The organism is Kitasatospora sp. NPDC001225, assembly GCF_053597855.1.
The window spans coordinates 1-1,514 of record NZ_JBSFJC010000440.1; the positions used below are offsets into that span (position 1 = coordinate 1).

The following is a 1,514-nucleotide window of genomic DNA, read 5'->3' on the forward strand; positions in this document are numbered from 1 at the left end:
GTCACCCCGCACCGCCTGCTGCGGCAGGGCATGAACTTCCTGGACCAATCAGCGGGCGATCTTCCTGTGGCATCGTTCCGCCACGCTCCGAACGCCTCCGGGAGTCGTCATCAGCGCCCGACCCGCCTCCGTTCCGCTCACCCTCCCGGCGCTCCTGGACCACCGGGCGGCGCTCCATCCCGAACGCACCGCGCTGCTGGTACCCGGCGGCGGGAGCCTCACCTACGGCCGGTGGCGCGAGCGGGCGGTGCGGGCCGCGCACGGGCTGGCCGGGGCGGGCGTGCGGCCCGGGGACACGGTGGCGCTGCTGTTCACCAACCGGGAGTGGGACGCGTACGCCGTGGCGTTCCTGGCCGCCCACTACGCGGGCGCGGCCGGGCTGGTGATCCGCGAGGACCTGGCCCCGGCCGATGTGGAGCGGCTGGTCGCGGCGGCCGGGGCGCGCTGGGCGGTCGCCGGGAACGGCCCGCGCACCGCGCTGCCCACCTTCGCGCTCGACGGCCTCGACGGCCTCGGCGGTCTCGACACGCCGGACGAGCCGCCGCACCGGGTCGCCCCCGGGGACCTGGCCCAGGTCATCGGGACCTCGGGCACGACCGGCACCCCGAAGGGCGTCCGGGCCGCGCACGCGAGCCTGACCGCCGGGCTGGTCCTCGACCCCCGCCCCCGCCCGTACGCGCACTCGCGGCACGCGGTGCACGCCTTCCCGATCGGGACCAACGCCGCCCAGGCGGTGCTGGTGAACTCGCTGACCGCGCAGCCCACGACGATCTGCCTGCCGCGCTTCGACGCCGAGGAGTTCGGGCGGGTGGTCGAGGAGTCCGGTGCGGGCACGGTCTTCCTGGTGCCGTCGATGGCGGTGGAGCTGCTGAACTCCGTGGTCGCCGACCGCCGGGACCTCGGCAGCGTCCGGCTGGTCGGGTCCACCGCCGCCGCGCTCCCGCCCGCCGTCGCCGCCGGGCTGTCCGCCGCCCTGCCGAAGGCGACGGTCGTCAACACCTACACCTCGGCCGAGGCCGCCCCCGCGCAGATCTCCGCGGTGGTGGACCCGGGCCGTCCGGGTTCGCTGGGCCGCCCGACCGACCCGGCCGACCTGCGGATCCTGGACGAGGCCGGGGAGCCGGTGCCGCCCGGCGGGACCGGCGAGATCTGGCTGCGCCAGCCCGGGCCGCCGCGCGGGTACGCCGGGGCGGCCTCCGACACCGTCTTCCGCGACGGCTGGGTGCGGATGGGCGACCTCGGCCGACTGGACGGGGACGGCTACCTCCACCTGGTCGACCGGGAGAGCGACATCGTCAAGTCCGGTGCGCTGAAGGTCTCGACGCTGCGGATCGAGGCCGTGCTACTCGGCCACCCGCAGGTCGCCGACGCGGCCGCGCTCGGCCTGCCGCACCCGGTGATGGGACAGGTGCCGGTCGCCGCGGTGGTCCCGCGACCGGACGGGATCGACCTCGACGGCCTGCGGCTGTTCCTGAGCGAGCGGCTGGCCAGGCCCGAACTGCCGGTACGCGTCC

1 protein-coding gene is annotated in these 1,514 nt (G+C 76.6%); it reads left to right on the top strand.

Features of this window, described 5'->3' with window-relative positions; all coding sequences use genetic code 11:
• Window positions 1–154: 154 nt before the first annotated feature.
• Window positions 155–1,514 (top strand): class I adenylate-forming enzyme family protein (locus ACWDCZ_RS41295; RefSeq protein WP_449818714.1); only part of this gene is annotated, 1,360 nt, incomplete at its 3' end.